At 66.5% G+C, this 24,379-nt stretch carries 29 protein-coding genes and 1 tRNA gene; 9 read left to right on the top strand and 21 right to left on the bottom strand.

Translation table 11 applies throughout. The features are described 5' to 3' along the window. Window positions 1–31: 31 nt before the first annotated feature. From QZ755_RS05005 to QZ755_RS04990, 4 genes are all read right to left on the bottom strand, one after another. A complete protein-coding gene (locus QZ755_RS05005) occupies window positions 32–778 on the bottom strand; it encodes an HAD-IIB family hydrolase (RefSeq protein ID WP_294320354.1) in 747 nt (248 codons plus the stop codon). Between the two features lie 51 nt (window positions 779–829). Continuing rightward, complete coding sequence (locus QZ755_RS05000; protein WP_294320440.1) at window positions 830–1,870, bottom strand: mannose-1-phosphate guanylyltransferase/mannose-6-phosphate isomerase; 1,041 nt, start codon at window positions 1,868–1,870, stop codon at window positions 830–832. 131 nt (window positions 1,871–2,001) lie between these two features. Further along, window positions 2,002–2,379 carry a hypothetical protein gene (locus tag QZ755_RS04995; protein ID WP_294320352.1) on the bottom strand — a complete coding sequence of 126 codons (378 nt, stop codon included), beginning with the start codon at window positions 2,377–2,379 and terminating at the stop codon, window positions 2,002–2,004. Further along, the gene (locus QZ755_RS04990) at window positions 2,372–3,070 is read right to left on the bottom strand and encodes an EI24 domain-containing protein (protein ID WP_294320350.1); all 699 of its coding nucleotides are present in this window, start codon (window positions 3,068–3,070) and stop codon (window positions 2,372–2,374) included. The genes QZ755_RS04995 and QZ755_RS04990 overlap by 8 nt, the downstream gene beginning before the upstream one ends. A gap of 136 nt (window positions 3,071–3,206) precedes the next feature. Here QZ755_RS04990 and QZ755_RS04985 point away from each other — a divergent pair, with 136 nt between their 5' ends. Continuing rightward, on the top strand, window positions 3,207–4,208 hold the full coding sequence (locus tag QZ755_RS04985) for an adenosine kinase (RefSeq protein ID WP_294320348.1): 1,002 nt from the start codon (window positions 3,207–3,209) through the stop codon (window positions 4,206–4,208). An 80-nt stretch (window positions 4,209–4,288) separates the two neighbouring features. On the opposite strand, the gene QZ755_RS04980 is transcribed toward QZ755_RS04985, so the two are convergent. The 8 genes from QZ755_RS04980 to QZ755_RS04945 all read right to left on the bottom strand — a co-directional run bounded on the left by QZ755_RS04980 (window position 4,289) and on the right by QZ755_RS04945 (window position 11,217). Next, entirely contained in the window at window positions 4,289–5,827 is a 1,539-nt protein-coding gene (locus tag QZ755_RS04980; protein WP_294320347.1) for an amino acid permease, read from the bottom strand. A 107-nt stretch (window positions 5,828–5,934) separates the two neighbouring features. After that, window positions 5,935–6,312, bottom strand: coding sequence for a histidine triad nucleotide-binding protein (locus QZ755_RS04975; RefSeq protein WP_294320345.1), 378 nt, complete (start codon window positions 6,310–6,312; stop codon window positions 5,935–5,937). Window positions 6,313–6,315: 3 nt separating this feature from the next. After that, entirely contained in the window at window positions 6,316–6,633 is a 318-nt protein-coding gene (locus QZ755_RS04970; protein WP_294320343.1) for a phosphoribosyl-ATP diphosphatase, read from the bottom strand. A 1-nt stretch (window position 6,634) separates the two neighbouring features. Then, window positions 6,635–6,790 (bottom strand): hypothetical protein, encoded by a 156-nt coding sequence (locus QZ755_RS04965; RefSeq protein ID WP_294320339.1) that lies wholly within the window; start codon window positions 6,788–6,790, stop codon window positions 6,635–6,637. A gap of 161 nt (window positions 6,791–6,951) precedes the next feature. Beyond that, window positions 6,952–7,347 (bottom strand): hypothetical protein, encoded by a 396-nt coding sequence (locus QZ755_RS04960; RefSeq protein WP_294320337.1) that lies wholly within the window; start codon window positions 7,345–7,347, stop codon window positions 6,952–6,954. 223 nt (window positions 7,348–7,570) lie between these two features. After that, window positions 7,571–8,626 carry an acyltransferase family protein gene (locus tag QZ755_RS04955; RefSeq protein WP_294320335.1) on the bottom strand — a complete coding sequence of 352 codons (1,056 nt, stop codon included), beginning with the start codon at window positions 8,624–8,626 and terminating at the stop codon, window positions 7,571–7,573. 117 nt (window positions 8,627–8,743) lie between these two features. After that, window positions 8,744–10,210, bottom strand: a complete 1,467-nt coding sequence (locus tag QZ755_RS04950; protein ID WP_294320333.1) for a lipopolysaccharide biosynthesis protein — start codon at window positions 10,208–10,210, stop codon at window positions 8,744–8,746. Next, window positions 10,210–11,217 carry a glycosyltransferase family 2 protein gene (locus tag QZ755_RS04945; RefSeq protein ID WP_294320331.1) on the bottom strand — a complete coding sequence of 336 codons (1,008 nt, stop codon included), beginning with the start codon at window positions 11,215–11,217 and terminating at the stop codon, window positions 10,210–10,212. The genes QZ755_RS04950 and QZ755_RS04945 overlap by 1 nt, the downstream gene beginning before the upstream one ends. Before the next feature lie 207 nt (window positions 11,218–11,424). On the opposite strand from QZ755_RS04945, the gene QZ755_RS04940 reads away from it, so the two are divergent. After that, window positions 11,425–12,831, top strand: a complete 1,407-nt coding sequence (locus QZ755_RS04940) for an ABC transporter substrate-binding protein (protein WP_294320330.1) — start codon at window positions 11,425–11,427, stop codon at window positions 12,829–12,831. A 5-nt stretch (window positions 12,832–12,836) separates the two neighbouring features. Then, complete coding sequence (locus QZ755_RS04935; RefSeq protein WP_294320328.1) at window positions 12,837–13,262, top strand: DUF4112 domain-containing protein; 426 nt, start codon at window positions 12,837–12,839, stop codon at window positions 13,260–13,262. A gap of 3 nt (window positions 13,263–13,265) precedes the next feature. Here the strand turns inward: QZ755_RS04935 and QZ755_RS04930 are convergent, their stop codons facing one another. The 5 genes from QZ755_RS04930 to aroA form a co-directional block, all read right to left on the bottom strand. Beyond that, window positions 13,266–13,982 (bottom strand): ribonuclease T2, encoded by a 717-nt coding sequence (locus tag QZ755_RS04930; RefSeq protein ID WP_294320326.1) that lies wholly within the window; start codon window positions 13,980–13,982, stop codon window positions 13,266–13,268. Continuing rightward, on the bottom strand, window positions 13,979–14,410 hold the full coding sequence (locus tag QZ755_RS04925; RefSeq protein ID WP_294320324.1) for a hypothetical protein: 432 nt from the start codon (window positions 14,408–14,410) through the stop codon (window positions 13,979–13,981). The genes QZ755_RS04930 and QZ755_RS04925 overlap by 4 nt, the downstream gene beginning before the upstream one ends. A 27-nt stretch (window positions 14,411–14,437) precedes the next feature. After that, window positions 14,438–15,280 carry a carboxylating nicotinate-nucleotide diphosphorylase gene (gene nadC / locus QZ755_RS04920; RefSeq protein ID WP_294320321.1) on the bottom strand — a complete coding sequence of 281 codons (843 nt, stop codon included), beginning with the start codon at window positions 15,278–15,280 and terminating at the stop codon, window positions 14,438–14,440. 258 nt (window positions 15,281–15,538) lie between these two features. Continuing rightward, window positions 15,539–16,162 carry a (d)CMP kinase gene (gene cmk, locus QZ755_RS04915; RefSeq protein WP_294320320.1) on the bottom strand — a complete coding sequence of 208 codons (624 nt, stop codon included), beginning with the start codon at window positions 16,160–16,162 and terminating at the stop codon, window positions 15,539–15,541. Beyond that, window positions 16,159–17,490 carry a 3-phosphoshikimate 1-carboxyvinyltransferase gene (gene aroA, locus QZ755_RS04910; protein ID WP_294320318.1) on the bottom strand — a complete coding sequence of 444 codons (1,332 nt, stop codon included), beginning with the start codon at window positions 17,488–17,490 and terminating at the stop codon, window positions 16,159–16,161. The genes cmk and aroA overlap by 4 nt, the downstream gene beginning before the upstream one ends. 101 nt (window positions 17,491–17,591) lie before the next feature. Between aroA and QZ755_RS04905 the strand changes: the two genes are divergently transcribed. The 4 genes from QZ755_RS04905 to QZ755_RS04890 all read left to right on the top strand — a co-directional run bounded on the left by QZ755_RS04905 (window position 17,592) and on the right by QZ755_RS04890 (window position 20,100). After that, window positions 17,592–17,909 carry an FYDLN acid domain-containing protein gene (locus tag QZ755_RS04905; RefSeq protein ID WP_294320316.1) on the top strand — a complete coding sequence of 106 codons (318 nt, stop codon included), beginning with the start codon at window positions 17,592–17,594 and terminating at the stop codon, window positions 17,907–17,909. Window positions 17,910–18,027: 118 nt separating this feature from the next. After that, window positions 18,028–18,103 (top strand) — tRNA-Ala (locus QZ755_RS04900). A gap of 145 nt (window positions 18,104–18,248) precedes the next feature. Next, window positions 18,249–18,989 carry a Crp/Fnr family transcriptional regulator gene (locus QZ755_RS04895; RefSeq protein WP_294320314.1) on the top strand — a complete coding sequence of 247 codons (741 nt, stop codon included), beginning with the start codon at window positions 18,249–18,251 and terminating at the stop codon, window positions 18,987–18,989. Window positions 18,990–19,074: 85 nt separating this feature from the next. Continuing rightward, window positions 19,075–20,100, top strand: coding sequence for a hypothetical protein (locus QZ755_RS04890; protein ID WP_294320312.1), 1,026 nt, complete (start codon window positions 19,075–19,077; stop codon window positions 20,098–20,100). Between the two features lie 65 nt (window positions 20,101–20,165). On the opposite strand, the gene QZ755_RS04885 is transcribed toward QZ755_RS04890, so the two are convergent. Next, entirely contained in the window at window positions 20,166–20,507 is a 342-nt protein-coding gene (locus QZ755_RS04885) for a DUF2794 domain-containing protein (RefSeq protein WP_294320310.1), read from the bottom strand. Then, window positions 20,507–21,190 carry a serine O-acetyltransferase EpsC gene (gene epsC / locus QZ755_RS04880; protein WP_294320308.1) on the bottom strand — a complete coding sequence of 228 codons (684 nt, stop codon included), beginning with the start codon at window positions 21,188–21,190 and terminating at the stop codon, window positions 20,507–20,509. The genes QZ755_RS04885 and epsC overlap by 1 nt, the downstream gene beginning before the upstream one ends. Window positions 21,191–21,339: 149 nt before the next feature. Here epsC and QZ755_RS04875 point away from each other — a divergent pair, with 149 nt between their 5' ends. Further along, the gene (locus QZ755_RS04875; protein WP_294320307.1) at window positions 21,340–22,101 is read left to right on the top strand and encodes a sulfite exporter TauE/SafE family protein; all 762 of its coding nucleotides are present in this window, start codon (window positions 21,340–21,342) and stop codon (window positions 22,099–22,101) included. 57 nt (window positions 22,102–22,158) lie between these two features. Here the strand turns inward: QZ755_RS04875 and QZ755_RS04870 are convergent, their stop codons facing one another. Both QZ755_RS04870 and QZ755_RS04865 read right to left on the bottom strand, forming a co-directional pair. Beyond that, a complete protein-coding gene (locus tag QZ755_RS04870; protein ID WP_066690399.1) occupies window positions 22,159–22,680 on the bottom strand; it encodes a carboxymuconolactone decarboxylase family protein in 522 nt (173 codons plus the stop codon). Between the two features lie 111 nt (window positions 22,681–22,791). Next, a complete protein-coding gene (locus tag QZ755_RS04865) occupies window positions 22,792–23,334 on the bottom strand; it encodes a peroxiredoxin (protein WP_294320306.1) in 543 nt (180 codons plus the stop codon). Between the two features lie 125 nt (window positions 23,335–23,459). Here QZ755_RS04865 and QZ755_RS04860 point away from each other — a divergent pair, with 125 nt between their 5' ends. Next, entirely contained in the window at window positions 23,460–24,359 is a 900-nt protein-coding gene (locus QZ755_RS04860; RefSeq protein ID WP_294320305.1) for a hydrogen peroxide-inducible genes activator, read from the top strand. Window positions 24,360–24,379: the final 20 nt, after the last annotated feature.

Below are 24,379 nucleotides of genomic sequence, written 5' to 3'. Positions count from 1 at the left end.
GCCCCGCACACTTGCGGGGCAGGGGGCCGGATCACTTCTGGCAGGCGACGATCGCCTCGATCACGGCCAGCGTTTCCTGCGGGTCGCGGATCTTGACCGTGTCCATTCCAGCGGCCTTGGGTGCATAGTCGTTGCCGCCGGGGAAGATCGCGTCGCCGATGAACAGCATGTCGTCGGTCGCGATGCCGCTGATATCGGCCAGCTTGGCGAGGCCGGTCGCCTTGTCGACGCCCTCCTTGGTGATGTCGATCGACGTGGCACCACCCATGTTGATCGATAGGCCCGGCAGGCGCTGCTTCAGGTCGGCCTGGATGATCTTGCGCTTCTCGAACTTGGGGTCCCAATGTTCCTTGGCGTCGATCGGCGCCTGCTGTCCCAGTGCCGAGAAGGTGATCTGGCTGCCGCGATCCTCGATCCGTTCGCCCCAGGTCTGTTCGGGGACGAAACCGGTCGCTTCCAGCGCGGCGTCGAACGCCTCGAGGATCTTGGTCTTGGTCGCGTCATCGAACAGGTCGGCATAGACCGTGTTCCAGCGGCCATCACCATAGGTGTAGAGCTTGGTGCCGCTGGTCGGCATCATCCACAGCCGCGACAGGTCGGCGCGTTCGGGCAGGCGCGTCGCCACCTGCTTTTCGAACTGCGGCCAGTCGCCGCCCGAGATGATCGCGACATGCGCGACACCGAGCAGGTCGGCCAGCGCTTCGCCCATCGGCTCGGTCAGCTGCTGCTTGCTTTCGGCCAGCGTGCCGTCGAGGTCGAAGGCTACCAGTTGCTTCATGTGATACTCCGGGAACGGGGGCGGGGCGGCGTCCGGGCCGCCCGGCCGGGATTATTTCAGCGCTTCGACCAGCTTCTTGACGTTCTGGCTCTGGCCGCGCGGCAGGATCAGCAGGTCGTTGCCGCTGGCGACGACGATCAGGTCGGACACACCGACCATGCGGATGCGGATACCGTCGGTCCGCACCAGGCAATCGCGGGTGTCGATCGCCAGCACTTCGCCACGATGCGCGTTGCCGGTCGCGTCGCGTTCGCTGATGCTGTGTAGCGCGTCCCAGCTGCCCAGATCGTTCCAGCCCATCGCGACCGGTACGACGACTACGCGGTCCGCCTTTTCCATCACGGCATAGTCGATCGACTGCGACGGCGCCTCGGCAAAGGCGGCGGCATCGGGGGCGATGCGGTTGCCGGTGCGCTCAGCCCGCTCCATCGCGCGTTCACACGCCGCCAGCATCGCCGGCTCGTGCTGGCCAAGCTCGGCCAGATAACGGTCGGCGCGGAACAGGAAGATGCCGCCGTTCCAAACATGGTCACCCGCCGCCAGCATCGCCTGCGCCGCGTCGAGCGGCGGCTTTTCGACGAAGCGCGCGACGCGGTGGACGCCCTCGGCAATCTCTTCGCCGGCCTGAATCCAGCCATAGCCGGTCTCCGGCGCGTCGGGCGAAATGCCGAAGGTCGCAAGCCAGCCGTCCTGCACCTTGGGCAGCGCCCGCTGCACCGCCATGTGGAATGCGGGCACGTCGGCGATCACATGGTCGGACGGCATCACCAGCAGCACCGCATCGGGCGTCCCGGCGGCAAGGGCGGCAAGCGCGATGGCGGGCGCGGTGTTGCGGCCGGCCGGTTCGAGGATCACCGCGCTGGGTGTGGCATCTACCGCGCCCAGCTGCTCGTCGATCATGTCGGCATGGCGGGCATTGGCGACGATGATCGGCGCGTCGAAATCGTCCCCGACCGCCCGCTGTGCGGTCAGCTGCAGCATCGTCGCCTCTGCGGTCAGCGCCAGCATCTGCTTGGGGGTTTCCGGGGTCGACATCGGCCACAGGCGGGTGCCCGAGCCACCGGAAAGGATCACGGGTACGATCGTCGGCATGGTCACGCAGGTTCCTGTGCAAAGAATTGGAAAGCAGAGCCGTCGGCTATTGCCGCGCCGTAGCGATTTATTGTTACTGTACCGGTCCTATCGGTCAAAACGCTATTTCGCAATTGCAGCATTATTGGAATTCACCGTCCGCCGTCGCGCCGGGTCAACGCCGCGACGCAGCTGGCGCGGTCGATCGGTGCGCCGCTGCGCTGGCGTGCATCGACATGGCTGACCACAGGCACGCCGCCTTGCTGCGGGGCGTAGAGATAGGCGTCGAGAACGCAGATATTCGATCCGAACTGCAGCTTGCGCCCGGCCCCTTCGGTCAGGTCGAGCAGCGGTTGGCCGAACAGCTGGGTCAGCGCATTGGCGTTCTGCCCCATCACCCGTTCGAGGCCGACGGTGCCATAGCTGGGCCTGGGCGGCGCGGGCAGGGCGTTCTGGCGCACGACGGGACCGGGCGAGGCGCAGGCGGAGACGGCCAGCGCCAAGCCTACGCTGATCCCAACGCTACGCATTCCCGACCCCCTTGCCGCGGCGTCGATGAAAGCCATGCGTCGCCATCGCCGCGCCGATCAGCGGCGCAACGAAATTCACAAACGGTATTAACAGCAATCCGGTTCCCACCAGCCCGAGAAGAAACCGTCGTCCGCCGCTTGCCCGTCGCTCGGCGGGCATCGCGGCGGGGGGCAGGTGGCGCGCGGCGACCATATCCGACAGGTCGCGCCCCAACAGCCAGCCATTGACGACGAAGAACACCGCCGCCGTCCCGATCCCGGTCGCGAGCAACAGGAGGTAGAGCGGCACGAAGAACAGGTTCACGGCCACCGTCCGCAGGATCGATTTTCCGCCCATTGCAAGCGATCGGCCGATCGGTACCGGGCGGGCGGTCGCCAGCGCGGCGGGATAATGTTTCGCCTCGACCGCCTCGACCACTTCGTCGGCGAACAGGCCGATGACCGCGATGGCGACGATGCGGAACAGCAGCCAGGCAAGCCCGATCGCGACGATGACGGCGGCGATGACTGCCAGCGTGCCGGCATCGTCGCCCAGTACGAACCAGTCGGTCGTCACCCAGCGCGCCCCCCAGGCCAGCCCCACGCCGACCAGTGCCAGCAGCATGAGGGTCAGCGCCAGCGACTTGGCCAGCACCCGCAGGAACGCACGGTCGCCGATCTGCGCGACGGACAGGAAAAAGCTTTCGATCATGGACGGGACGATGCGGGGCGCGGGCGGGCGCGTCAACGCCCGGTCGGGGTCCCGCTTGCTAGGGCGCGCGCCGCTGGCTAACGCGAAGGGCAATGTCCGCGCGCCGTCGCCGGGCGCCATCTTTCGGAGACCTTGATTGACCCAGCCCACGCTCGACGTCGTTGCGATCGGCAACGCCATCGTCGATATTCTCGCCCAGTCGGACGATGCCTTCCTTGCAGCGGAAGGCATGACCAAGGGGTCGATGCAGCTCGTCTTCTCGCCCGCTGATGCCGACGCGCTCTATGCCAAGATGGGTCCGGGCCGCGAAGTGTCGGGCGGATCGGCGGCCAACACCGTCGCGGGCATTGCGGCGCTGGGCGGCAGGACCGGCTTTATCGGGCAGGTCGCCGATGATCAGCTCGGCGCGGTATTCGCCCATGACATCCGCGCCGCCGGTGTCCGGTTCGATACCGCCGTGCGTCCGGGCGAGCCGACCACCGCGCGCTGCCTGATCTTCGTGACGCCCGATGGCCAGCGCACGATGAACACCTTCCTCGGCGCGTCGCAGTTCCTGCCCGAAGCGGCGCTCGACGCCGAGCTGATCGCCAGCGGCGCGATCCTGTATCTCGAAGGCTATCTGTGGGACCCGGAGGAGCCGCGTGCCGCGATGCGCGCCGGCATCCGCATCGCGCGGGAGGCGGGCCGCAAGGTCGCCTTCACCCTGTCGGACACCTTCTGCATCTCGCGCCATGGCGATGATTTCCGTGCCCTGATCGCGGAAGGCCAGGTCGACATCCTGTTCGCCAACGAGAACGAGTTGCTGGCGTTGGCCCAGGTCGAGGATTTCGATGCGGCGGTCGATCGGATCGCCGGGCAGGTGCCGGTGCTGGTCGTCACGCGCGGCGAACACGGCGCGATCGCGGTGACCGAGGGGGTGCGGACCAGCGTGCCCGCCCAGCCGATCGAGCGCGTCGTCGATACGACCGGCGCGGGTGACTTGTTCGCCGCGGGCTTCCTGCACGGCCAGTCGCACGGCTATGACATCGAACGCTCGCTGAAGCTGGGTGCGCTGTGCGCGGCCGAAATCATCTCGCACTATGGCGCGCGGCCCGAGGTCGACCTGACCAAGCTGATGGTCGACAAGCTGGGCGCGTAACAACCGATCCGCAGCGGACAAAAGGAAAGGGCCGGGGAAGCGATTCCCCGGCCCTTCTCGTTTCGAAGCGTCGTTGCCGATCAGTCCTTCGGACCGCCCGGCAGCGGCGGTACCGGCAGCGGCGGGACGCCTGCATCGTCCTCATGGGTATCGACGATGCCGCGCCCAACATGGCTGCGCGACTTGCTGTAGCCGAAATAGACCAGCAGCCCGACGAACGCCCAGCCGAAGAACAGCGCGAGCGTGTAGAAGGACAGGCTGAAGAACAGATAGATGCAGCCCGCGACCGCCAGCGGCGCGACGACCATGACGGCCGGCGTGCGGAACGGACGGCGACGATCCGGATCGGTCTTGCGCAGCACCAGCACCGCGATCGCGACCATGGCGAAGGCGAACAACGTCCCCGAATTCGAGATGTCGGCCAGCGCGCCGACCGGGAACAGCGCGGCGAAGAATGCGACGAACACGCCGGTGATGATCGTCACGACGTGCGGCGTGCCGTATTTCGGATGGACCTTCGACAGCTTGGCCGGGAGCAGGCCGTCGCGGCTCATGACGAAGAAGATGCGGGTCTGGCCGAACATCATCATCAGCACGACGCTGGGCAGCGCCAGTCCGGCGGCAAGGCCGATCAGGTTGCCGACCTGCTGCCAGCCGATTTCACGCAGCGTCCATGCCAGCGCTTCCTTCGAACAGACGACGGCCTGGCTGCCGATATTGGCGCAGGCGGCGGCCAGTTCGGTGCTGCCGGGCGCGATGCCCTTGCCCGCCGCATCGACCAGTGGCTGGGCGCCGACGGTGCCGATGACGCCGGCGGCGACCAGGATGTAGAAGATGGTGCAGATCGCCAGGCTGCCGATCAGGCCGATCGGCATGTTGCGCTGCGGGTTCTTGGTCTCCTCCGCCGCGGTCGATACCGCGTCGAACCCGACATAGGCGAAGAAGATCGATGCCGCCGCCGCCGAAACGCCGCCAAAGCCCAGTGGCATGAACGGTTCGAAATTCTTCGACTGCATCACCGGCAGCGCCAGCGCGCAGAACAGGATCAGCGCACCGATCTTCACCGCAACCAGGATCGCGTTGATGAACGCCGATTCCTTGGTCCCGATCACCAGCAGCCAGGTGACGAGCAGCGCGATGACGAAGGCGGGTACGTTGATGATGCCGCCATCGATCGGTCCGAGCGTCAATGCGGTTGGCAGGTCGATGCCCAGGAACTCCCGGAGCAACCCGACGAAATAGCCCGACCAGCCGACGGAAACGGCGCCCGCCGCGACGGCATATTCCAGCACGAGCGCCCAGCCGACCATCCAGGCCAGCATCTCGCCCATCACGGCATAGCTGTAGGTATAGGCCGATCCCGACACCGGGACCATCGACGACATTTCGGCGTAGCACAGGGCAGCGACGGCACAGACCGCGCCGGCGATGATGAACGAGATCATCATGCCCGGCCCCGCCTTTTGCGCGGCTTCGGCGGTGAGAACGAAGATGCCGGTGCCGATGATGGCTCCGACGCCCAGCATGGTCAGCTGGAATGCACCAAGGGTGCGCGTAAGCGATTTCTTTTCAGCGGTCGCAAGGATCGCATCGAGTGGCTTGATACGGCCAAAAATCATGCAGGCCCCCCAGACGCGGCACCTTCTTGCGGGGCCGCGAAGTTACAAAGGCGTAAACCTACCCGCAAATCCGGTCCGCGCAATTCCTTTCGTGCAATAAAGCTGTCCTATCGCGCCAGCATCGGCCCCAGCGGCTGCCCACCGAACAGGTGGACGTGCAGGTGCGGGACCTCCTGTCCGCCATGGCCGCCGATATTGGCAAGCAGGCGATAACCGGGTTCGACCAGCCCGTGCGTGCGGGCGACATGGCCCACGGCCCGCACGAAGCCGGCGATCTCGGCGTCGGGCGCCTTTGCGGCGAAATCGTCCCACGATACGTAACGTCCCGTGGGGATCACCAGCACATGCACCGGTGCCTGCGGGGCGATGTCGTGAAAGGCGAGGGCGAAGTCGTCCTCATAGACCTTCTTCGCCGGGATTTCCCCGCGCAGGATGCGGGCAAAGATGTTGGCGTCGTCGTACGGCGTCGTGGCGTCGATCGGCATGGCTTACTCCTGGGGGCGGGACGCTTTTTCGGCGATGCCGGACTGGCCTTCGCGGCGGGTAAGTTCGGCGCGAACCTCGTCGAGCGCGATACCCTGCGCATGGAGCAGCAGGGTCAGGTGGAACATCAGGTCGGCAGCCTCGCCGATCAGCCCGGCGCGGTCTTCGGCCATCGCGGCGATTACGCACTCGACCGCTTCCTCGCCGACCTTCTGCGCGATCTTCGCCGTGCCGCGGGCGTGCAGCTTCGCGACATAGGATTTGGTCGGATCGCCGCCGATCCGGCTGGCGATCACCGATTCGAGCCGGTCGAAGGCGTCCATGTCAGTCTCTCTTGCTACGGTGCCGATTCCGGATCGCCCGCCGCGCCAGCACCACCATGAACGCGAACGCGACGAACGTCGCGACGTCCGAAAAGGCAAAGCCTTCGCGGGGTGGGGCGATACCCGAATGGGCGGCGGCAAGGGCGGTGGTGGCCATGGGCAGGCTGTAGGGGGTTTTGCGGGACCTGAAAATCCTTCCTGGTACGGGGATGACTCGTTAGCCGTACACGTTATCCCAGCGGAGACTTGCATCTCACGGTAACGCAGCGCGCTACCGGCCGCAGGAAGCACTGGTCTTCGCTGTTATGAAGCTGTTCGTTACGTGTTTGATCCCGGCATTTGATGGTACGCTTTCGATGTAAGTGGTGCGGGTTCGTACTGCCACGCCTTGTAGACGGCTTCGGAAGGTGTCGGCCGTCTGGGTGTTTCGAGGCTGCGGCCGGAATTACAGGCGGCGACGAAGTTGTCGAGGCGCCGCCCGAGTTGGCCGTGGCTGTCGTAATCGTAACGCTTGACAGTCGCCTCCCTGGTCTTCCGGTTCACCCGTTCCACCCGCCCGTTGGTCCAAGAATTCTTCATCTTGGTCAGCCGATCTTCGATAGGGTTCTCTTTAACGACCTGGTCGAAGACACGGTGGAAGTCGTACTCGTCGCAGGCTTGATTGGTGAACTGGATGCCCTTGTCGGTCAGCGTTACGAGGATACGGTAGGGCACTGATACGACGAGGTTACGCAGGAATTATGCGCCAAACCACCTTGCCGCGCTGCAGGTGCAGGTGCAGGTGCAGGTGCAGTCAGACACACGCGAATTTTCTGGTCCAGTCGATTGCCACGAATGAACGCAGCTTGTTATTAACGGACCGCCTTTGTGGTGCGGGCGTTCCTGTATAGAACCCGCCCATAGTGCGTCTTTCCAGGCTGTCGCTGATGATGCACCATTAAACGCTGGGATCAAACACCTTGGGTCGCTTTCGTGCTTCCCCGATTGCTTGGGGCGTTGTCCTGCGCAGTGCGCTTGCGGCGACGATCGATCCGGCGATGGACAGCGTGGTATAGACAACGGCCGCGTAGGAACTGTTCTGGAACGCATAGCGATCGACGTGCAGCGCGATCGTCACGAAGGCGGTGATCACGCTGAAGAAAATCAGGTGCAGCGGAAAGATGACCCGCGCGTCGTCGGACAATCGCTTGAAGGGAATGGCCGGCAGGATTCCGGAGATGAGGAAAATGCCGGCGATCCCCGAACATGCGGCCACGGCAAAAAGGATCGGGTTGCCGAAGCGGATGGCCGCCATGTCGACGCTGATGTTCATCATGGAGAGATAGGCGGTCGCCGCCAGGCAGATCATGCCCAGCGCGATGGTCGCGGGGCGGGTGCCGATCCGGTCAAGGGTCTGGTCAAGTCGACCGGCGCGCAGGAACATGCCGATCTGAAAGAAACAGGCGGCGATGACGGCGGTGTCCGCGCTCCAGAACAATCGGACCGGCGGGGGCAGGACCATGATCGCAACCGCCGCGATCGCGGTCGTGACGAATGCCGGCCGCGACCCGATCAATCGTACCAATGCCAGCGACAATAGCATGGTGACGAACATGCAAGGGAAGAACCACAGCGGCGAATTGATCGGCATCCATTCGCCCACGCCGTAGAAGATACGCGCCGCCGCCAGCGCGATCTGTCCCAACGTCAGAAATTCGTGCGCCACGGCCTTTTGCAGCAGGATGTAATAGCAGAGCGTCACGAGGCCGAAGAAGGCGAACGGGACCAGTAGCGTCTGGGCGAGCTTCCTCGCCGTCGATACGAGGTTCTCGTCCGGCTTCATCCCGCGCGCCAAGCCGGACAGGACGAAGAACAGCGGCATGTGGAAACTGTAGATCACGCTATACAGGCGGCCATTGTCCTCGGCGGTAGCCAGCGCATGGGCCAGCACGACGAGGACGATGCCGAGGCCTCTGGCATGATCTAGCCACGGGATGCGGCGTTTGTCGGACACGTTCGAAGCCTCCATGGCGGCATATGCACTGAACCCAAAATGCGCGCCGGACAAGGCCGCGGCAGGACCTGCGCTGGCAGTAACAGGTCCGGCGCCTCGCCCGACCTCGATCGGGTTTCAGCCCGCCGGTTCGCGCCTGCGCCCTACCAGGCGCTGCACAACCGCAAAGATCTCCATGACCTGATCGCGCTGTACCACGACCAGTGCGCCAAGATAGATCAGCAGGCCGACGCTTCCCATGATCGCGATCGTCACCAGCGACGGCAGGTCGGGCAGTTGCGGCTTCAACAGGGTAAGCGCGCCTACCATCACCCCCGATGCGAGCAGCGGGGGCAGGACGCCGGCAATCGTTTCGCCGACCGGTACGCCGATCCTGCGCTTCAGGATGACGAAGATCACCGGCGACACCAGCGCCAGCCGGGCGACGTTGCCGGCGGCGGCGGCCACCAGTCCGTAGCGGGCAAAGAGATAGGCGACGATCGTGCTGGCGACGAATTCGAAGACGTTGACCGCCAGCACCAGGCGCATCTGTCCCGCGGCCATCAGGATGTTCGATTTGAAGAACAGCGGCGGAATGAAAATCGCGGTCAGCGTCAGCACCTGCATCGGCAGGATGCTCAGCTGCCACTGCTTGCCGAACATGAAGGTGATGATTTCCGGCGCGACGACGGCGGCGCCCAGGAACATCGGATAGGCGAAGAGCGCGGTCGTCTTCACCAGCTTCAGATAGCCGGCGATCAACGCTTCCCGGTTCTCCTGCAGGCGGGAGAGCGAGGTCAGCGTCACGCTGGTGATCTGGCGGATCGACAGTTCCTGCAACAGGTCGAGCGCACGCCACGCGATGCGCAGATAGCCGAGCGCCGTCGCACCCAGCGCATAGCCGACGATCAGGTCGATGATCCGCTGGTTGCCGCTGCCCAGCACCGACGACAAGGCGATCACGCTGCCGTCGCGCAACTGGGCCACGCCTGCGTCGCGCTTCCATGTCAGGCGCGGCAGCCAGCGCGTCGAATAGACCATCGCCACTAGCAGCCACACGACATAGATCAGGCGCTGGATCACCAGGCTCCACACGCCGAAGCCGGTGAGCGCGAGGACGAGGGCCACGATGCCGCTTGCCATGGTGGCGGTGACGTTGCGGGCGGCCAGCGCCTTGAACCCGAAATTGCGGCGCAGCGTCGCTTCGTACACCGCCCCGATCGCGAACAGCGCGGAGATCGGCGCGAGCCATTGCATCACCGGCTGCAGCAGCGGTTCGTCGAAGCTGCGCGCCAGCGGACCGGCGGCGGCGAACAGCACCAGCGTGAAGAGCAGGCCGATCGCGAGGCTCGACCAGAAGGCGGTGCTGGCGTCGTCGTCGTCCATCGTCGGACGCTGGACCAGCACCTCGGTCAACCCGGCGCGTCCGACGATCGAGCTGAGGTCGATGAAGACCGCCGCGATCCCGATCAGGCCGAAGGTCGATGGACCCAGCTGCCGGGCGAGGACGATGAACAGGACGAACTGGAAGACGGTCTGTCCGCCCGACCCCAGCATCATCCAGAAGACGCCGGTGGCCGTCCGACCGGAAAGCGCGCCGGCCATTATGCTGCCGTCGTCTTGTTCGACCGGAACGGCAGCATCGAGCGAACCTTGCCAAGAATGAGCGTCGGCAGGAATTGCAGCGACGACGGATGCTGCAGCAACCGCTTGACCGTACCCACCGGACCCAGGGAACGGCGCGATTCCAGTGTGATGAGGAATTCGCGGAATGCGAGCATCCGGGCCTTGCGCGCCTCGACCAGGCGCCGTGCCTCGGGCGAGATCGACGTGGCGAAGCGGCTCAGGAAATCATCGCACGACGCCGCCTTCTTGATATAGTCGGTGTTGGTCCGCGAGAATTCCGAAATCTTGCGCGACACCGGGCCGAAGGTCGGGGTGTAGAGATAATAGGCGGCCTTCGAGATTTCCATCTTCGCCTTGCTGGCCAGCACCGCCGAATAGATGAACGAATCCTCGCCGTGGCGATAGGCCGTCGGGTAGGAGATGTTGTTTTCCGCCATGAACGCGGCGCGGAAGATCGGCTTCATCAACCCGAACTGATAACCGCTTTCGACGAAATCATTCTTCAGGAATTCTTCCAGCGTAAGGTGGAAGTATGCGCCGTCGAAGGTCTTCAGGCGATTGATGACGCGGGGAATGGTGACGTCCGCATGATAGTCGTGGATGTCGATATTGTCGGCGATGGCATCGAGCTGCTGCGCCTCGGCGCGCGCGATCAGCGTTTCCAGCCGCTCGGGCTTGAACGCGTCGTCGGCGTCGAGGATCGCGATCCATTTACCCTTCGCTTCGAGGAAACCCCGGTTGCGTGCAGCGGACGGCCCGCCATTCACGTCCGACCGGACGAGCCTGACCCTGGGATCGGCCGCGGCCATGCGCTCGACGACCGCTACCGTGTCGTCGGTCGACACGTCGTCGACGATGACGATCTCGAATTCCTGCAAGGTCTGCGCGCGGACCGATTCTACCGCACGGTCGATACAGCCGCTGGCATTGAAGGCGGGAATTACGACCGATACGATTGGCGTCGTCGACAAACCCGAAGGCAGCATGATCGTTCCTTTATGCGCAACCGGCAAGGCCAGACCGGCGGGCGTTCAGCGGGAACGACCGATGTCTGGCACGATGCCGCCATACTATATTGTTTGTGCGATGCAACATAGGCGTGTCGGGGCAGCGCCATCCTGTCGGGTATCGCCCTGCTTGACGAGTCCCGATCGCACGACGTTCCGGCCGCACTGGCCGACACACCGACTTTCATGGCATGGCGGGGCATGGCGCGCATCCTGATCCTGGCCCCCCTGTTGTTCGCGCTCGGCGCCTGTGACGGCGGGGGCGACAAGCGGCCGGTCATGGTCGATACGGTCGAGGACGGCGCGAAGGGCAATGTCGAACGCGTCGTGCTACGCAGTGCGCTGGCGCAGGGGCTGGTCCGCTTCGATGCCACCGGACAGGTCGAACCGGGCCTCGCCGAACGCTGGAACATGGTCGATGACGGCCGCAGCTATATCTTTCGGCTGGGCGATGCGACGTGGAGCGACGGGCGACCGGTTACCGCCGAACAGGTGGTGGTGGCGCTGCGCCGGGCGGTGCGGCCCGAAGCGGCGCATCGGCTTACCCCTTTCCTGCGATCGATCGACGAGATCGTCGCGATGACGCCGCAGGTCATCGAGGTTCGGCTGAAACGGCCCAATACCGAATTGCTGACCCTGCTGGCGCAGCCCGAACTGGCGGTGATTCGCGGCGCGCAGGGGACCGGGCCGCTGCGCCGGTTGCGGGGAAGCGGTATCCGCCTGCGCGCGCCCGCCGATCCGGAAGGGCCGCCGCCGGTCGCCGCCGACGAGGTTCGGTTGCGGGGCGCACGCGCCGCGCTGGCGGTGGCGCGCTACGCCGAAAAGCGCAGTGACCTGGTGCTGGGCGGCAAATTTGCCGACTGGCCGCTGGTCGCCGCTGCCAATCCGCGCCCGGCGGACGTGCGGGTCGATCCGGCGCGGGGGCTGTTCGGCTTTGCGTTCGTCGCGCGCGACGGGTTCCTGTCGACCGCGCTCGGCCGGGCGGCGGTGGCGATGGCGATGCAGGGCGCGAACCTGCCCGGTGCGATCGATTCGGGCTGGGGACCAGCGGACACGATCCTGCCCGAACGGCTCGATTCGGCGGCGGACCCGGCGCTGCCGGCGTGGCGCAACCTGACTGAGGAACAGCGCTGGACCACGGCACGGGCGCAGGTGGCGGGCTATGGCCAGCCGGTGCGGGTGCGTGTCGCGCTGCCCGATGGACCGGGCGCGACCCTGTTATGGGGGCGCATTGCCGCCGCGCTGTCGCGGATCGGGATCGCGGGCGGGCGGGTCGCGATGACCGCGCCGGCCGACCTGCGGCTGATCGACCGGGTGGCGCCCTATGACAGCGCGCGCTGGTACCTGGCCACCGCCTGCCGGACGTGTTCGATGGAGGCGATGACGCTGATCGCGGCGGCGCGCGATGCCGACAACCTGCCCGATCGCGCGCAGCGGCTGGCGACGGCGGACGCGGCGATGGCGGCGGACGTGGCGTTCGTGCCGGTGGCGCGGCCGTGGCGCTGGTCACTGGTCGCGCCGCGGCTGCGCGCGTTCCAGGCCAATGCCCGCGCGGTGCATCCGTTGAACCACCTGCGCGCCGACACCAGATAGGGGGCATGGCAAAGCCGACCCGCATCTCGCCCGAACTGTTCGAACAGATCGCCGGGCATCTCGACAAGAACCCCGACGCCGTGCGCCGCCGCGTGGTCGCGATCGAGCGGTTGATGGAGCGGTCGATGACCATTCCGGGCACGAACCATCCGGTCGGCCTCGACTTCCTGCTGAACTTCATTCCCGTGGTCGGCAGCTTCATCGGTGCGGCGATGGGCAGCTATATGCTGTGGGAAGCGCGCAACCTCGGCATGACGAAGTGGCAGATGGCGCGGATGGCGGGCAATGTCGGCACCGACTGGGCGCTGGGGCTGATCCCGATCGTCGGCGCGGTGCCCGATTTCTTCTTCCGGTCGAACACCCGGAACCTGCGTATCATCCGCAAGCATCTCGACCGCCACCATCCCGCGTCGGTGACGGTCGAGGGATAGGGGTTACGCGCCGCGCCCGCCGCGCCAGATTTTCACGCGGGTGTTGGGCGTCACGCCGCCCTGATGCGCCGGGCAGGTGGCGAAACGGCGACGCTTGTCGAGGCAGAGCCACAGTTCGTCCAGCCAGCCGCGCTGGTTGGTGGTGATCCGCATCGACTGCGCGGTCATGCCGGGGTTCAGGCGCGCGATGGCGCCGGCGATCTGTCCGGCGGTCAGGTTGGGCCGGCGCGACAGGGCCATCATGTCGGGAAAGCGCAAGCCCTGAAACAGCTTGCGCGATTCGTCGAAATAGGCGGCCGGGGGCACACCCATGCAGGTGCCGTGCTTGGCATATTCATGCTGGAGCAGCTGCGCCGAGGGGGTGACGCACAGGTTCTTCGCGATTACCGCGTCGGGCAGGATCGGCGTGGCGGTGCAATATTGCGGCCAGTCCTTGCCCTCGCCATCGGGCCACAGGCCGTGCAGCGTGAAGCCGAAGCGGTTGGCGCCGCCACATTGGAAAGCATTGCGCGCATCGTCGCGACGCGTGCGGCAATATTCGGGGCTCCAGGTGACGGCCAGCGTATAGCTGCCGATCGGGAGGACCCGGCGCGGCTGTTGCGGGGTCGGCAGGTCGGGGCGCGGGCGCTCGATCCGCGTCGGGACCGAGCATTGCAGCGTCTGCGCCTGTGCCGCGACGGGTGTGAGCAGCGCGGCGAGGGTAAGGGCGAGGCGGCTCATATGTCTTCCTCGTCGATGGCAGGGGCGAACCATGCGGCGGCGTCGGGGCGGAACAGGAAGACGACCGCCGCCGTCTGCAGCGCGACCGCGACGATGCGGACGATGCCGCCGGCGTCGAGGATCACTGCGCCGCTGGAGAAGCCGAGCAGAAGACTGCCGATCGCGAAGACGGTGAAGACCACCAGTATCCATTTGGCGACGCCGCTGCCGCGCCGGGCGATGAAGAACCACAGCAGCAGCGCGATCAGCACCCCTGCGGCGATCATGCCGCCGGCCGCGACGGCGGCGGTCGATCCCATCGCCGCCGTGTCGGGGTTCTCGGCCAGCCGCGCGATGGTCAGCGGCCATTCGAGGATGTTGCCGATCAGCCCGACGGCGATCGAGGCGAGGTAGAGCCGGTCGAACCGGACGATCGAAGACGGACGCATGAAGGCTCCCCTGATGATGTCGACGGGTTATGCGGCGTCGAGGGTGAAATCCAGCCCGATATCGGCGGCCGGCGCCGACTGGGTCAGGCGGCCGACGCTGACATAGGTCACGCCGGTTTCGGCGATGGCGCGGATCGTGTCGAGCCGGACCCCGCCCGATGCCTCCGCCGGCACGCGCCCGGCGATCATGGTGACGGCTTCGCGCAGGGTCGGCGGGGCCATGTTGTCGAGCAGCAGGTGCGTGGCTCCTGCGGCCAGCGCCGGTTCGATCTGATCCAGCGAATCGACCTCGACGATGATCCGCTCGATGCCCGCCGCCTTGGCGCGCGCAGTCGCTTCGCCGACCGATCCGGCGACCGCGACGTGGTTGTCCTTTATCATGGCGGCGTCCCACAGCCCCATGCGGTGGTTGGTTGCGCCGCCCATCCGCGTCGCATATTTTTCGAGGATGCGCAGGCCGGGAATGGTCTTGCGCGTGTCGAGCAGGGTTGCACCGGTGCCGGCGATCGCGGCGACATAGGTCGCGGTCAGCGTGGCGATGCCCGACAGGTGCTGGACGGTGTTCAGCGCCGATCGCTCGGCGGTCAGCAGCGCGCGGGCATTGCCGCGCAGCCGCATCAGCGCGGTGCCGGCCGGCACGGCATCGCCATCGGCGACCAGCGCTTCGATCTGCGCCATCGGGTCGAGATGGCGGAAGAAGGCGGCGGCGATGTCGAGTCCCGCCACGGTGATCGCGTCGCGGCTGTCCATGATGCCGGTGAACACGGCATCGGCCGGAATGACGGCGGCGGCGGTGATGTCGCCATCGTCCCCCATATCCTCGGCAAGCGTGGCGGCGACGAAGGCGGGCAGGTCGAAACCGGGAATCATGAGGCAGGGTCCGCGCTGAAAGGAAGGCGTTGCTATAGGGGCGGGCGCAGGTGGGTGACAGGCGGTTTGCGGGCCAAAGTTCACTAAGTTCACACTCGTGGCGTTTTTGCGCGGCGTCGGCGGTGGTGGTCGGTCGAGACGTGTGGGCGGCGGGGGTGAGGGGGCGACCCGCTGATGATGGCAGGTAGGCGTCGTGTAGGAAAGATGGGCGCACCCCCGCGCAGGCGGAGGTGCGCTTGGAAGCCGAAGGTTGCGCCCCTACTTCCCCCGCTGCCCCTCGACGATGGCGATGGCGCGTTCCACGGCGACCTCGATCGACAGGGTGGTCGTGTCGAGCGGGGCGGCGTCGGCGGCCATGGTCAGTGGGGCGGTGGCCCGGCCCGAGTCGCGTTCGTCCCGTGCCCGGATATCGGCCAGCACCCGGTCATAGGTGACGCTCGAGCCGGCTTTCGCCAGTTCGGCGTGGCGGCGGCGGGCGCGGACCGCCGGCGTCGCCTTCACGAACAGCTTGGCATCGGCATCGGGCGCGATGACCGTGCCGATGTCGCGCCCGTCCAGCACCGCGCCACCGGGTTGCTGTGCGAACTTGCGCTGGCGGCGGAGCAGGGCCGAGCGCACCAGCGGATGCGCCGACACGATCGAGGCGGTCTGTCCGGCTTCATCGGTGCGCAGCCACGGATCGTCCAGCAGCGAATCGGCAAAGTCGCACGCGGCGACGCAATCCGCCTCCCGCGTCGGGTCCATGCCATCACGCAGCACGCGGGTCGCCACCGCGCGGTACAGCAGCCCGGTATCGAGGTGCGGCAGGCCGTAATGCTTCGCCAGCGCCCGCGCGATCGTCCCCTTGCCCGATGCCGCCGGGCCGTCGACCGCGATGATCACAGCGGCGCGCCAAGGCCACGCAGCAGCGTGGTGAAGGTCGGAAAGCTGGTCGCGACCGGGGCCATGTCGTCGATGGTGACCGCTTCGCGCGACACCAGCCCGGCGACGACGAAGCTCATCGCGATACGGTGGTCGAGCTTTGCCGCGACGGTGCCGCCACCGGGCAGCAGATCGCCGCCGGTGCCGTCGATGATGAGGCCGTCCTCGGTCTCCTCGACACGGGCACCGATCGCGCGCAGCCCTTCGGCCATCGTCGTGATGCGGTCGCTTTCCTTGACGCGCAGTTCCTCGAGGCCGCGCGTGACCGTGCGGCCCTTGGCAAGCGCGGCGGCGACGAACAGGATCGGGAACTCGTCGATCATCGACGGGGCGACCGCCGGATCGACGTCGATCCCGGTCAGCGACGAGGCGCGGACCACGAGGTCGGCGACCGGTTCGCCGCCCACGTCGCGCGGGTTTTCGAAGGTGATGTCGCCGCCCATCGCGCGCAGCACGTCGAACAGCGCGGCGCGGGTCGGGTTCAGGCCGACATTGGTGATCGTCACCTCGCTGCCCGGTACCAGCAGCGCGGCGACCACCGGGAAGGCGGCGGAGGACGGGTCGCCCGGCACGGTGATCGTCTGCGGGGTCAGTTCCGCTTCGCCGTGCAGTTCGATGATGCGGCCCTGCGGCGTGACCTCGACCGTCAGCTTCGCACCGAAGCCCTTGAGCATCCGTTCGCTATGGTCGCGGGTCGGGAGCGGTTCGACGACGCGGGTGATGCCCGGCGTGTTGAGGCCGGCGAGCAGGATCGCCGACTTCACCTGTGCCGAGGCGACCGGCAGGGTATAGTCGATCGGCACGGCGGGCACGATGCCGCGCAGCATCAGCGGCAGGCGGCCGCCGGGGCTGGCGGTGATCTCCGCGCCCATCTGCGACAGTGGTTCGATCACCCGACCCATCGGGCGCTTGCTGAGCGAGGCGTCGCCGGTGAAGGTCGCGGTGATCGCATGGCTCGAGACCAGCCCCATCAGCAACCGGGTCGAGGTGCCCGAATTGCCCATGTCGAGTGCGGTCGCGGGTTGCAGCAGTCCGCCAACGCCCACGCCGTCGATCGTCCACACGCCGTCGTCGCCGCGTGCGATCGTCGCCCCCATTGCCCGCATCGCGGCGGCGGTGGCGAGGACGTCCTCTCCCTCCAGCAGGCCGGTCACGCGGCTGGTGCCGACGGCGAGCGCGGACAGCATCAGCGATCGGTGGCTGATCGACTTGTCGCCGGGAACCGGGGCGGTGCCGGTCAGCGGACCGCTGGCGGCGACGGAAAGCGGGGTGGGAGTGGCGTCGTGCATGACCGGCGGCTTTGACAGCGCGTGCCCGCTATGGCAAGGCGCGGCCCGATCCGGGGTATCTGCCCCGTTCTTCCACAGCACCGAAAGGTTTGGGGCTACCCATGGTGAAGCCGGAATGGGGTACGAAGCGTACCTGCCCGAAATGCGCGACGCGCTTCTACGATCTTGGCAATGACGATCCCGTCACCTGCATCAATTGCGGCGTGCATTGGACTCCGGAACCGATCCTGAAGTCGAAGCAGCCACTGCCGTTCGAACAGGCGAAGGTCGAAAAGGAAGGCACCAAGGATGCCGACCTGGGCGACGATCTGGACATCGAGGGCGACGACGAGCCGTCGGCCGACGACGATGTCGACTTGGGCGGCGACGACGACCTGGGCGTCGACACGTCCGACGAGGACAACGAAGCCGAGCGTTGATCTTTTTGGCATGGTGGCCATAAAAAGCCGCTTGCCAAACCGGCGCCCTCCGCATAGAGGGCGCTCCTCCCCACCGGGGAAGCGAGGCCGCCGACCAGCGGCGGCTTCGAAAAATGACGGGGCCGTAGCTCAGCTGGGAGAGCGCTGCAATGGCATTGCAGAGGTCAGGGGTTCGATCCCCCTCGGCTCCACCATTTTCCAAAGAACCCCGCAGCGATGCGGGGTTTTTTGTTGTCGATCGTATAATCGTTGTGTCCGCGCCGCAAATATCGCGGCATTTCCGCGCGATTAAACCAGTATATCGTGCGCCGCCGCGATAGCGGCTAGCTGAACGCCCCTATGACAGGGGGCCATGACCTGCGGTATCGTTCGCGACTGCACCTATTTTCCGAACTGACCGATGCCGACCGGATGGCGATCGATGCGCTGCTCGATCGGCGGCAGCGTGTCGTCGCACCGCGCCGCGACGTGATCGCGGAGGGAGAGGTGCCGCGATTCGTGCATGTCGTGCTGGACGGATGGGGCTGTCGCTATCGCCAGTTGCCTGACGGGCGGCGGCAGATCGTGTCGTTGTTGCTGCCGGGCGACCTGTTCGATCCCTGTCCCCGGACGGTGGCGCGGACCGACCATGCGGTCGGGGCGATCACGACGATGGCGCTGGCGGAGGTCGTGCCCGAGGCGCTGGACGCGCTGGGTCGCGACCGGCCGGCGATCGGCCGTGCGCTGTGGTGGGACACGCATGTCGCGATGGGCAGGCAACGCGAATGGATCGCCAGCCTGGGCCTGCGCACCGCGCGTGAACGGATCGCGCTCCTGTTCTGCGAAATCTATTTCCGGTCGCGGGCGGGCGGGCGTTGCGCAGGGCTGGCGTGCGAATTTCCGCTGACCCAGGCCGATCTGGCGGAGGCGACCGGGCTGACACCGGTGCATGTCAACCGCATGGTGCAGGAATTGCGGCGCGACGGGTTGATCGCCTGGATCGGACGGACGCTGACCATCCTCGACCTCGACCGGCTGTGCGCGGTCGCGTCGTTCCCGCCGGCCTATCTCCACCTCGACGGGGCGTTCGCGATCGCCTGACACGGAGCGGCTGGTGCCATCGCCGACGTGTATTGCAATGGCAATACACGCGTGTCATACTCGACCAATACAGGGAGGTAGAGGCATGTATAGTGAAAGCGATGTGAATGGCGCGGTGGAGGCAGGCGTGTTGTCGCCCGACGCCGCCGACGCGCTGCGCGCGCATATCGCGCGGCAACGCGCGACCCCGGTGGTGGATGAGGAACATTTCCGGCTGCTGACCGGGTTCAACGACATCTTCGTCTCGGTCGCGCTCGCGCTGCTGCTGGTGTCGCTGGCTTGGATCGGCGGCGCGATCCTGACCCCGCTGGGTGGACTGGGCGTTGCCGGGGCGGCTTGGTTCCTGGCGGAATATTTCACCGCGCGGCGGCGGATGGCGCTGCCCAGCATCCTGTTGCTGCTCGCCTTTGTCGGCGGGGTCGCGGCGACGCTGTTCGGGATCGTCGTCGAACTCGATCCGCAAAACGTGCCCGATCGCACGACGGCGATGATCTTTGCCGGGATCGGCATCGTGTCGGCCGGGGCGGCGTGGGCGCATTGGCGGCGGTTCATGGTGCCGATCACGGTCGCGGCGGGGGCAGCGGCACTGGTCGCCACGGTGGCGGCGTTGCTGGTCGCGGCCTTTCCGACGCTCAAGGACAATTTCTATCCCGTAACGCTGCTCGGCGGGATCGCGGTGTTCGCCGCTGCAATGCGGTGGGACCTGTCCGACCGCGATCGCCGCACGCGCCGCAGCGATGTCGCCTTCTGGCTGCACCTCGTCGCCGCACCGCTGATCGCGCATTCGCTGTTCCAGCTGCTGGGCGTGTTCGGCCCGACCGTGACCCCGCCGATGGCGGCGGTGGTGATCGCGCTATATGTAGGCTTCGGCGTCGTGGCGCTGGCGGTCGATCGCCGCGCGCTGCTCGTCTCCAGCCTCGCCTATGTCCTCTATGCGCTCTACGCCCTGTTCGAAAAGGCGGGGGCGGTCGAGCTGTCGGCGGCGTTCACCGCGTTCGTTATCGGATCGGCGCTGCTCACCCTGTCGGTTTTCTGGCAACCGATGCGGCGCACGGTGGTTGGGCTGCTCGGCGGCTTGGGCGAACGCCTGCCGCCGGTGGCGATGGCCTGACACCATTTCCTTGGAAAGCGTACCTTGCGGCTCCGGGCGACCGGGGCCGCTTTTTTACAGGGCCGCTATTCCTCGACCAGCTTCATCAGCCGGCGTTCGACCGGGGCCAGTACCGGACCGAGGTCATGCCCGCGCTTCACGATCGCGCCGGCTTCACCGACCAGCGCCCACATGCCCTGCTTGTTGCGCAGGGACGGGCGCTTCTCTATTCGGAACTCGGGCCGTTCGGCCGCACGGCGAAAGGCGCTGAACACCGCGGCGTCGCGGCCCAGGTCGATCGCATAGTCGCGCCAGTGCCCGGCGGCGACCATTCGGCCGTACAGGTCGAGGATGCGGGTCAGTTCGACGCGTTCGAAGCCGACCTGCCCCGGCTGGCGCGGTTGGGGGAAGGGGGTGACGATGCCCATCAGGCGCGGTCGCGATGGTCCTGTTGCTCGGCCAGCAGCGCGTCCAGCTGTCGCTTGAGCGTTTCCACCTCGCAGCGCAGCAGTTCGATCCGCTGGGTCTGCGGATCGAAATTGTCGCGGCACGGGGTGCCATAGGGGACGAAGCGCGGGTCGGGCGCCTGCCCACCCTCGACCACCGTCGGACGGGCAGGAATGCCGACGACGGTCGTTCCCTCCGGCACATCCTTCGTCACCACCGCATTGGCACCGACCCGTGCGCGCACGCCGATCGTGATCGGACCCAGCACCTGCGCGCCCGAACCGATGATCGCGCCATCGCTGATCGTCGGGTGGCGCTTGCCGGCGATACCGTTGTCGGGGCTGGTCCCGCCCAGCGTCACATTCTGATAGATGGTGACGCCATCGCCGATCTCCGCCGTCTCGCCGATCACCACAAAGCCATGGTCGATGAAGAAATGCCGCCCGATCGTCGCACCCGGATGGATGTCGATCGCGGTCAGGAAGCGCGAGAAATGGTTGATCGTGCGCGCCGCGAAATACCAGCGCGCGCGGAACAGCCGATGCGACAGCTTGTGGAACGCGACCGCCCAGACGCCGGGATAGGTCAGGATCTCGGCGCGCGACCGCGGCGCAGGATCACGCGCCTTGATCGAATCCAGATAGCGCAACAGCCGCGCAACCATGTGCAGTCCCCTTGGTAATGTACCAGATGTAGGCGGCCCATCCCCGGTCGCCAAGTCGTACTGTAGGCGCAACAAACCCTATGTATCTTGTAGGCATTGTCGTTTGCCGTCATCACTGACCGCCGCTGCGCCATATCGAAGGGAATGGGATGTTCGAGAATATCGACTGGGCGCGTCTGGCCGAGTTCGTTGCCGCCGGATTTGCCGCCCAGATCGTCGATGGTGCGTTGGGCATGGCATTCGGGGTGATTTCGTCGACCCTGCTGGTGAGCGTGCTGGGCGTGCCGCCCGCCACGGCATCGGCGAGCGTGCATGTCGTCGAATGCTTCACGACCGGGGTGTCGGGGATCAGCCACGCATTGCACAAGAATGTGAACTGGAAGCTGTTCTGGCGGCTGGTGCTGCCCGGCATCGTCGGCGGGGTGACCGGCGCGTATCTGCTGTCGTCGCTCGACGCGTCGGTGACGCGGCCGTTCGTGATGACCTATCTGGCCGGCATCGGCCTGTACCTGTTGTGGCGCGGCCTGCGGAAGCCGCCCGAGCCGAAGGAGCCGAAGATCATCGCCCCGCTGGGGCTGGTCGGCGGGTTCCTCGACGCGGCGGGCGGTGGCGGCTGGGGACCGGTTGTTACCTCCAACCTGCTGGTGCAGGGCGCCACGCCGCGCACGACGATCGGGACGGTCAACACGGTCGAGTTCTTCCTGACGATCAGCATTTCGGCGACGTTCCTGATCCATCTGGGTCTGGAGGCGTTCACCACCGCCGTCGCCGGGCTGTTGATCGGCGGGATCGCCGCCGCGCCGTTCGGGGCGATGTTCGCCAAGCATATTCCGGCGCGCACGCTGCTGATCCTGGTCGGTACCGTGCTGACGATCACCAGCCTGTACAGCGTGTACCGGGCGCTTTCCTGACCCCGGAAGGGACGTCACCCCCGCCTGCGCCGGGGTGACGTCCGATCGAGGGTGGCGTTACGCGACCGCTGCGTGGACCGTCGCCACCGCCGCCAGCACCGCGCCGATGCGTACTGCGCCCTGGATGACTTCCGCCTTCACGCCGTGCTTCTTCAGCACGTCCTCGTGCGCATCGATGCACATGCCGCAACCATTCATCGCCGACACCGCCAGGCTGAACAGTTCGAAATCGACCTTCTCGATCCCCGGCGCGGCGATGACGTTCATCCGCAGCTTGGCGGGCAGATTGCCATATTCCTTGTTCTTGGCGAGGTGGACGAAGCGGTAATAGACGTTGTTCATCGCCATCACCGCCGCCGCCGCGCGCGCTGCATTGGCGGCCTCGGGCGACAGCTTGTCGGCGACTTCGGCCTCGGCGGCCTCCACCAGCGGCTTGTGCCCGGTGGCGTGCGCGCAGGCCAGCATCGTCCCGAACTTCTTCTGCGGGTCCAGCACCGTTTCGTTCAGCAGCGAGCCGACGTTCAGGCGGATATCCTTGGCGAAATCGGGCAGCTGGCCCGCAAATTCCTTAAGCGACATGGGGTATCTCCGTCAGATACACGACACCCCAGCCGACCGGGCGACAGGCCCTGGTCCGCGCTGGGGTGCCGAGAGAAGGGGGAGCGGACGAAAAGCCCGCTCCCGATGGGATCAGGCTGCGACCTGGAGGACGTCGTCGCCCTTGTTCCAGTTGCACGGGCACAGTTCGTCGGTCTGCAGCGCGTCGAGGACGCGCAGCGTTTCCGCCGGGTTGCGGCCGACGTTCAGGCCGTTGACCTGCACCGCCTGGATCACATTGTCCGGATCGATGATGAAGGTCGCGCGGAACGCGACATGCTCGTTCTTGTCGAGGATGCCGAGCTTGCTCGCCAGCACCGCGCCATTGTCGGCGATCCACGGGAAATCGGCGGCGGCCAGGTCCGCGTCCGACTTGCGCCATGCCAGATGGACGTGCGCGGTGTCGGTCGATGCGCCGATCAGCACGGCGTCGCGATCGGCGAAGTCGTCCTTCAGCTCGCTGTAACCGACGATCTCGGTCGGGCAGACGAAGGTGAAGTCCTTCGGCCAGTAGAACAGCACCTTCCACTTGCCGGGGAATGCGTCGTGGCTCAGCGTCTCGCCGGCCGGCAGCGCGCTGGTACCCTGCTGCACGGGAACGGTGAATTCGGGGAGCTTGTCGCCAACGGTCAGCATGGAATGCCCTTTCTTATGGTGCGGTGCGCACCGTGAATTGCTGCACCGCGATATAGGGTACGCGCCGGACCGATCCAATCGAAATTGCCCTTGGGATTGATCGATCGAGTGAATAAGTAAGTGCCATGTCGGTGTATCTGCCCACGCTCAAACAGCTCCAATATCTGGTCGCGCTGCGCGATGCCGGCCATTTCGGCCGCGCGGCGGAGGCATCGTTCGTTACGCAATCCACGCTGTCGGCGGGGATACGCGAACTGGAAACGCTGATCGGTGTGGTGCTGGTCGAGCGCACCCGGCGCGTGGTGCGCTTCACGCCGCTGGGCGACAGCATCGTGGCCAAGGCACGGACGGTACTGCGCGAGGCGGAGGAGCTGACCGACATGGCCCGCGCCGCCGGGCGGCCGCTGTCGGGTGAGATGCGGATGAGCGTCATCCCGACCATCGCCCCGTTCCTGCTGCCGCAACTGTTGCCGCGCCTGCGCCGCGACTATCCCGACCTGAAGCTGTACCTGCGTGAGGAGCCGAGCGCGGCGGCGTGTGAGGGGCTGCACCATGGCCGCACCGACTGCGTGTTGCTGGCGCTGCCCTATGCGTGCGGCGAGGTGGAGACGGCGCCGTTGTTCGACGACCGGTTGTTCCTGGCGGTGCCGGGCAACGACGCTGCCGACACGACACCGCTGGTCGCCGACGACATCGATGCCGAACGCCTGCTCCTGCTGGAGGATGGCCACTGCCTGAAGGATCATGCCCTGCGCGCGTGCGAACAGCCCGAGGCGCGGGGGCAGGCGATGATGATGGGCACGTCGCTCCACACTATCGTCCAGATGGTCGACAACGGCCTGGGCACCACCATGCTGCCGCAGATGGCGATCGATGCCGGCATCCTCGACAATACCGGGGTCAGCGCGCGGCCGATCGAGGCGCAGAACGCGTCGCGTCGTATCGCGCTGGTGTGGCGGAAAGCGTCCCCGCGCGAACGCGATTTTCGGCTGCTGGCAGAGGTGCTTGCCGCGCATCGGAGCTGAGCGTTCGGGCCGCGCGGGAA

The sequence above is a fragment of the uncultured Sphingomonas sp. genome, from assembly GCF_913776855.1.
Lineage (GTDB): Bacteria > Pseudomonadota > Alphaproteobacteria > Sphingomonadales > Sphingomonadaceae > Sphingomonas.
Note: the sequence above shows the minus strand (reverse complement) of the source record. Positions and strands in the feature narration are given on the sequence as shown.

What these genes read in the sequence shown, in the direction of transcription:
- QZ755_RS05005 (WP_294320354.1), bottom strand. Translation starts at nt 778, where the DNA reads ATGAAGCAACTGGTAGCCTTCGACCTCGACGGCACGCTGGCCGAAAGC.
- QZ755_RS05000 (WP_294320440.1), bottom strand. Translation starts at nt 1,870, where the DNA reads ATGCCGACGATCGTACCCGTGATCCTTTCCGGTGGCTCGGGCACCCGC.
- QZ755_RS04995 (WP_294320352.1), bottom strand. Translation starts at nt 2,379, where the DNA reads ATGCGTAGCGTTGGGATCAGCGTAGGCTTGGCGCTGGCCGTCTCCGCC.
- QZ755_RS04990 (WP_294320350.1), bottom strand. Translation starts at nt 3,070, where the DNA reads ATGATCGAAAGCTTTTTCCTGTCCGTCGCGCAGATCGGCGACCGTGCG.
- QZ755_RS04980 (WP_294320347.1), bottom strand. Translation starts at nt 5,827, where the DNA reads ATGATTTTTGGCCGTATCAAGCCACTCGATGCGATCCTTGCGACCGCT.
- QZ755_RS04975 (WP_294320345.1), bottom strand. Translation starts at nt 6,312, where the DNA reads ATGCCGATCGACGCCACGACGCCGTACGACGACGCCAACATCTTTGCC.
- QZ755_RS04970 (WP_294320343.1), bottom strand. Translation starts at nt 6,633, where the DNA reads ATGGACGCCTTCGACCGGCTCGAATCGGTGATCGCCAGCCGGATCGGC.
- QZ755_RS04965 (WP_294320339.1), bottom strand. Translation starts at nt 6,790, where the DNA reads ATGGCCACCACCGCCCTTGCCGCCGCCCATTCGGGTATCGCCCCACCC.
- QZ755_RS04950 (WP_294320333.1), bottom strand. Translation starts at nt 10,210, where the DNA reads ATGGCCGGCGCGCTTTCCGGTCGGACGGCCACCGGCGTCTTCTGGATG.
- QZ755_RS04945 (WP_294320331.1), bottom strand. Translation starts at nt 11,217, where the DNA reads ATGCTGCCTTCGGGTTTGTCGACGACGCCAATCGTATCGGTCGTAATT.
- QZ755_RS04940 (WP_294320330.1), top strand. Translation starts at nt 11,425, where the DNA reads ATGGCATGGCGGGGCATGGCGCGCATCCTGATCCTGGCCCCCCTGTTG.
- QZ755_RS04935 (WP_294320328.1), top strand. Translation starts at nt 12,837, where the DNA reads ATGGCAAAGCCGACCCGCATCTCGCCCGAACTGTTCGAACAGATCGCC.
- QZ755_RS04930 (WP_294320326.1), bottom strand. Translation starts at nt 13,982, where the DNA reads ATGAGCCGCCTCGCCCTTACCCTCGCCGCGCTGCTCACACCCGTCGCG.
- QZ755_RS04925 (WP_294320324.1), bottom strand. Translation starts at nt 14,410, where the DNA reads ATGCGTCCGTCTTCGATCGTCCGGTTCGACCGGCTCTACCTCGCCTCG.
- nadC (WP_294320321.1), bottom strand. Translation starts at nt 15,280, where the DNA reads ATGATTCCCGGTTTCGACCTGCCCGCCTTCGTCGCCGCCACGCTTGCC.
- aroA (WP_294320318.1), bottom strand. Translation starts at nt 17,490, where the DNA reads ATGCACGACGCCACTCCCACCCCGCTTTCCGTCGCCGCCAGCGGTCCG.
- QZ755_RS04905 (WP_294320316.1), top strand. Translation starts at nt 17,592, where the DNA reads ATGGTGAAGCCGGAATGGGGTACGAAGCGTACCTGCCCGAAATGCGCG.
- QZ755_RS04895 (WP_294320314.1), top strand. Translation starts at nt 18,249, where the DNA reads ATGACAGGGGGCCATGACCTGCGGTATCGTTCGCGACTGCACCTATTT.
- QZ755_RS04890 (WP_294320312.1), top strand. Translation starts at nt 19,075, where the DNA reads ATGTATAGTGAAAGCGATGTGAATGGCGCGGTGGAGGCAGGCGTGTTG.
- QZ755_RS04885 (WP_294320310.1), bottom strand. Translation starts at nt 20,507, where the DNA reads ATGGGCATCGTCACCCCCTTCCCCCAACCGCGCCAGCCGGGGCAGGTC.
- epsC (WP_294320308.1), bottom strand. Translation starts at nt 21,190, where the DNA reads ATGGTTGCGCGGCTGTTGCGCTATCTGGATTCGATCAAGGCGCGTGAT.
- QZ755_RS04875 (WP_294320307.1), top strand. Translation starts at nt 21,340, where the DNA reads ATGTTCGAGAATATCGACTGGGCGCGTCTGGCCGAGTTCGTTGCCGCC.
- QZ755_RS04870 (WP_066690399.1), bottom strand. Translation starts at nt 22,680, where the DNA reads ATGTCGCTTAAGGAATTTGCGGGCCAGCTGCCCGATTTCGCCAAGGAT.
- QZ755_RS04865 (WP_294320306.1), bottom strand. Translation starts at nt 23,334, where the DNA reads ATGCTGACCGTTGGCGACAAGCTCCCCGAATTCACCGTTCCCGTGCAG.
- QZ755_RS04860 (WP_294320305.1), top strand. Translation starts at nt 23,460, where the DNA reads ATGTCGGTGTATCTGCCCACGCTCAAACAGCTCCAATATCTGGTCGCG.